The organism is Kitasatospora sp. NPDC059817, from assembly GCF_042731835.1.
GTDB lineage: Bacteria > Actinomycetota > Actinomycetes > Streptomycetales > Streptomycetaceae > Kitasatospora.
In genome coordinates this window covers 1-4,467 of the sequence record NZ_JBHWIR010000060.1, presented here as the reverse complement: position 1 = coordinate 4,467, position 4,467 = coordinate 1, and the positions used below count along the sequence as shown (strand labels likewise).

The following is a 4,467-nucleotide window of genomic DNA, read 5'->3' as shown; positions in this document are numbered from 1 at the left end:
GAGCCCGGTGGGGGCGGCGGCGGGGCGGGTCCGGGCGCCCCGGCCCCGGCCCCCCCCGCGGCCCGGCCCCCCACGGCGTTCCGGCAGCGTCCGGAGGCCGGGCGGGCGAGCGCGGGGCGGCTCCCGCGCAGCGCCGTTTCCCCCGCGCGCATGCCTGTGACCTGCGCGTCAATCGGACATTGATTCACTTTTGATCGACTGTGAGCACCTTGGATGGGGCCGCTCCACCGGCTGGCCCCGCCCGCCCCACGACGTCGTGAAGAGAGTCCCATGCCGATCCATCTACTGCCTCAGCCGTCCCCCTCCGTGCCCGAGCAGGCGGGGTCCGGGGTCGACACCCGGGGCGCGGCCGTGCCCGTGCGGGCCGTCGGCGAGGAGCCGGTGACGGCCCGCTTCGCCGGACTGCGGCTGGTGCACGCCGCGCTGCGCCGGGACCTCGCCCGGCTGCCCAACGCCCTGCGGCTGCTCCAGCCCGGCGAGGACGACGCCGGCGAGGCGCTGCTGCGGCACTGGAGCTTCGTGACCGCGATGCTGACCTGCCACCACGAGCAGCAGGACAGCCGGATCTGGCCGATCGTGCGCCGCTTCGCCCCCGAGCTGCGGCTGCTGCTCAACTGGCTGGAGGCGGACCACCACAACCTCGACCACTCGTTCACCCGGGTCACCACGCTGGTGCGGATCGCCAGCCGGGACACCGGCAGCGCCTGGCCGGTGGCGTACGCGATGGAGGACCTGGCGGCCCGGCTGGAGACGCACCTGCGGATCGAGGAGCGCCAGTTGCTGCCCCGGATGGAGCGGGTGGTCCCGGAGGGCTCCCGGCTCGGCGGCCTGGGCGAGCTGATGGACCTGCTGCGCTCGGCGGACGGCCCGGGGACGGCGGACGCGCTGGCCTGGCTGCTGGAGGGCGTGGAACCGGCGCTGGTGGAGCGGCTGTTGGCCGAGTGCGACGACGACGTGGCCCGCAACTGGCCCCAGTGTAGGAACACAATAGGGTGGCTCTGAACTGGGCTGTTTCCGAGGAGTAGTTGAATGAGTGCTTGTGGTGAGCAGCTGGACGGGGACGTAGACGCCTGGGTCGAGGAGCATTTGGCGGCCTCGCCTGAGTGGGCGCCCGAGCAGTACGCCAGGATCCGCGAGTTTCTGGGGGGCGGCACGCCCGCCGCCGACGAGTAAGGCACAAGATCGGAAGTCTGGCCCACGAGCGCGGTGCTGGGTGCGGGGGCCGATCAGTCCCCGCACCCAGCACCACGCTGGTCGGCAAGCGTTGGTCCGCTCTAGCAGTGCCGTGTCGAAGCTGATCACGCCACCTTGTCACAGCGCCGCACCGCCCGCTCTCAGTGGCGGGCGAGCTGTGGCTCTGGGCACTATCCGGTTGGGCTGGGGCGAAGAAGACTTGATAGTTCTGACCTGGGATGTTTCGAGGAGTGGCGGCATGAACACGTATAACGAGCGGCTGGGCAGGATTATGGGGGCCTGGGTTGAGGACCAGTTGGCTACCTCGCCTGAGAGGGTGCCCGAGAGTTACGCCGGCATCCGTCAGCGCTTGGAGGATAGTCCACCCGCTGTCGCCGCTGAGGAGTAGGGGATGAGGAACGCCGGTCTCCCCTACCGCACTTGATCACCCTGACCTAGGGTTTCGATCATGGAGTTCAGAGCTGGCACCATCCGGATCACCTCGCTCGACTACCAGCGGCACTTGGCCGCCCACGAGACCGCAGTGCTCCGCCACGCGGCCACCCTGGGGACCGAGGGTCGCACCCTGGACGAGGTGCAGGAGCGGTACGGCATCGTGCTCCCGGACGGCCATCCGAAGGAGTGGGCGGAGCTCACCGTCACCGTCGGCGGGCTCGTCGGGAGCGCGTCGGACCGGGTGCAAGCACAGGTCCAGGAGGCTACGCGGACCAGCGAGGCCGCGATCGAGGCGTGGTCCGCCGAGCCCGGCCCGGACGGATGGGCCTACCTGATCGTTCCGAGTATCAGGTTCGAGACCCTGGGTGCCTGCGTCGCGGTGAGCCGGACACGGGACGAGGTGGTGGTCGCCGGTGACCTCCACCCCGCCCCGTGGGGTGATCCGCTGGAGGACTGGTTCGTCGACCGCAACGCAGACGGCCTGCGTCGGCCGTTCGCGCCAGCAGCCCTGGTGCCTCCGGGCGTGCCGTGGGCGATCCACCGGACGAACACGCCGCCGCCGGACGCGACGACCTGACGTGCCCGTACCTTCGGGTCAGCGCTGGTTCTGCTGTGCCTTTCGCTCGGCCCACAGTCGCTCGTACTCGACGTGGCACGCCTTGTACGTCCAGCCGGTGACTGAGAGGTAGGTCGGCAGGCCGGAATCCACGTGCCACTCGTGCTGTACAGCGTCGTCCGGGGTGCCGTCGTCCGGCAGGTATGCGGTCTCGAACTGAGCGTTCCCCATGGCCGGCGCCCGGTAGCCGCTGAGGGCCCAGCGGAGGCGCAGCCGCTCGCCGCTCGGGCCGACCTTCACCGCCGTTCCGGAGGTATGCCCGGGTCCGTTCTGGGCTTCGCTGCTCTCGTCGGTGGCCTTCATGCGCGGATTCTCCTGTCGGTGTCCGTGAAGATGATCGGCGAGCCCGGCTCAGCCAGCCCGCAGGGTAGCCACTGCCAAGATCAAGAAGCAGGCCGGCATGGCGCGGTCCAGAGCGCGGACGCGACCTGAGTCCAACCGTGATCGGTCTTGGTGTCGTTGCGTGCCTCGTCCGCGACCACGAAACCGTGCGCCTCCAACTGCCGGACGGCTTCCTCCCGAGGCAGAACCGGCACTGGACCGTCAAGGGCGATCAGGTATCGGCCGGGATCGTCGGGGGTGGCCTCAACGAGGATGTCCGCCGGGCCGAGATCGTCCGGCCCGGCCAGGACGGCACGGTTCGGGCCGATGACGTTCAAGGCCCACCGTCCGCGGAAGGCCGTGACCTCGGCGTTGTAGAGCGCCGGTAGGCCGTTGTGGTCGGGGTGGGCTTCGGGCACGGGAGACTCCTCTGGCACGTTCAACACCGTCCGTCGACCGTAACGCACCGGTACGACAGCGCCCGGCCGGTGTACCGGACGCGCGCGTGGCGGTCACCAGAGGCTCAGCGGCCGGCCTTCCGCGATCACTACTCGGACCCGTGCGGCGATCTCCACTTCGGACTCGCCACCGGCCAGGCCGGCGCGGATCGCGGCGCCGATCGCACGGGAGCGTCCGGCGGGGCCGCGGAGGTCCGCGAGAGGGCTCCCCGGGTCGCGCCGCCGAGCCACCCACTCGGCCCGGTTCTCCGCCGCCGTGCCCAGCCGCAAGTGCGCAGGCTGCTGGCAGGAGTGGGAATCGCAGGTGTGGCAGACGGTCAGGTCGGTGCTCCACCCCAGCCGCGGGATGACGCCGTGCGCGAGCTGGTACCCGTACAGGTGCCCGGGAACCGTGCCCCGCCGCGTCCGGCCGGGCCGCGAGGCTGCCCGGAAACTCGCGTGGCCGGTGCTTGAAATCCCCCCGGTGAAGAACCAGCACCCCGTTGCTGGAGTCCGGTAGACCTTCGCCCAGTACCGGGCTTGGACAGACTCGTCGGCCAGCCACGCGGCCCACTCAACAGCCGCTATCCGCACGGGTGTTGGCTCGCCGAGGAGAGAGAGCTGCTCGTCAACGCGAGCAGGCCCGGACCTCTCCACCGCAGCGAGCGGGAAGAGTCCGGGCCCGGGGCCACCGGTCTCAGCCGGCATCGGCCAGGACGCCCTCCAGGCCGGAGGCCGGAGCAGAGGTCGACAGTGCTGCGGCTGCGGCGCCGGCCTTCCGTGCGCGGCGGACGGGGCGCGGGCGCTCGGCGCGGGCCCGCAGCTCCTCGATCACCTCCTTCGCGCGAGCAGCGGTAACAGGCTTCGCCTCGCGTTCCAGTTCCTCCGCCGTGACGCTGAGCAGCTGTGCGACCAACTCGGCGTCGTTGTTGAACAGCCGAAGAACGGCTGCGGAAGCCTCCCGTGCCGCAACCTCGGCGTCATCCTTCGCCTTCGCCGCGTCCGCCGCCGCCTTCCGCGCGGCCAGGACGTTCGCCGCGGCGAACTCCCGTGTCCGGGCCTGGATCTCCTCGACGGCGCGAACCCGCCGTTTCAACTCCGCCGCGCTCACCTTTGCTGTCGAAGTCGTGCTCATCCGCTTCCCATCCTGGCCAGATCTGTGCTCATCGGGCGCACCGTAAGCACGAGTCCGCGGCCACCTCAAACCGCGCCCCAGTCGCCGGCGGAGGTTCTTTCTTGCCTCCGGCGGGTCCTCTCTCGGAGGGGGCGGGGGGTGGGTGTGTGGGTGCGGCGTTGGTGGTGGTTGGGGTTGTGGGGCGGGGCTCCCTCCTCGGTCGGACACCCGTTGGGCGTACCAGGGCCCCGGGCAGGGTGTCCAGGCCGGAGCCGCTGCGCGGTCGCTTCGCGAGCCTGGACACCCCCCCCGGAGCGCCGGTGCGGCGGAGCTGTCCGACCGAGGAGGGA

Annotated in this window: 6 protein-coding genes; 3 read left to right on the top strand and 3 right to left on the bottom strand. The window is 71.1% G+C overall.

Features of this window, described 5'->3' with window-relative positions; all coding sequences use genetic code 11:
* The first annotated feature begins 270 nt into the window (after positions 1-270).
* The 3 genes from ACFV61_RS15530 (at position 271) to ACFV61_RS15520 (ending at position 2,206) form a co-directional block, all read left to right on the top strand.
* Positions 271-1,002, top strand: coding sequence for a hemerythrin domain-containing protein (locus tag ACFV61_RS15530; RefSeq protein ID WP_380492071.1), 732 nt, complete (start codon positions 271-273; stop codon positions 1,000-1,002).
* 27 nt (positions 1,003-1,029) lie between these two features.
* Positions 1,030-1,173: a hypothetical protein gene (locus ACFV61_RS15525; protein WP_380492070.1), complete on the top strand. Its 144-nt coding sequence runs from the start codon at positions 1,030-1,032 to the stop codon at positions 1,171-1,173.
* A 469-nt stretch (positions 1,174-1,642) separates the two neighbouring features.
* Entirely contained in the window at positions 1,643-2,206 is a 564-nt protein-coding gene (locus ACFV61_RS15520; RefSeq protein ID WP_380492068.1) for a hypothetical protein, read from the top strand.
* An 18-nt stretch (positions 2,207-2,224) separates the two neighbouring features.
* Here the strand turns inward: ACFV61_RS15520 and ACFV61_RS15515 are convergent, their stop codons facing one another.
* The 3 genes from ACFV61_RS15515 to ACFV61_RS15505 form a co-directional block, all read right to left on the bottom strand.
* Complete coding sequence (locus tag ACFV61_RS15515; protein ID WP_380492066.1) at positions 2,225-2,548, bottom strand: hypothetical protein; 324 nt, start codon at positions 2,546-2,548, stop codon at positions 2,225-2,227.
* 80 nt (positions 2,549-2,628) lie between these two features.
* Positions 2,629-2,985: a hypothetical protein gene (locus tag ACFV61_RS15510; RefSeq protein ID WP_380492064.1), complete on the bottom strand. Its 357-nt coding sequence runs from the start codon at positions 2,983-2,985 to the stop codon at positions 2,629-2,631.
* Between the two features lie 715 nt (positions 2,986-3,700).
* Positions 3,701-4,138, bottom strand: coding sequence for a hypothetical protein (locus ACFV61_RS15505; protein ID WP_380492062.1), 438 nt, complete (start codon positions 4,136-4,138; stop codon positions 3,701-3,703).
* Between the last annotated feature and the right edge of the window lie 329 nt (positions 4,139-4,467).

Coding starts and splice junctions, on each gene's coding strand:
- ACFV61_RS15505 (WP_380492062.1), bottom strand. CDS start 4,138: ATGAGCACGACTTCGACAGCAAAGGTGAGCGCGGCGGAGTTGAAACGG.
- ACFV61_RS15520 (WP_380492068.1), top strand. CDS start 1,643: ATGGAGTTCAGAGCTGGCACCATCCGGATCACCTCGCTCGACTACCAG.
- ACFV61_RS15515 (WP_380492066.1), bottom strand. CDS start 2,548: ATGAAGGCCACCGACGAGAGCAGCGAAGCCCAGAACGGACCCGGGCAT.
- ACFV61_RS15530 (WP_380492071.1), top strand. CDS start 271: ATGCCGATCCATCTACTGCCTCAGCCGTCCCCCTCCGTGCCCGAGCAG.
- ACFV61_RS15525 (WP_380492070.1), top strand. CDS start 1,030: ATGAGTGCTTGTGGTGAGCAGCTGGACGGGGACGTAGACGCCTGGGTC.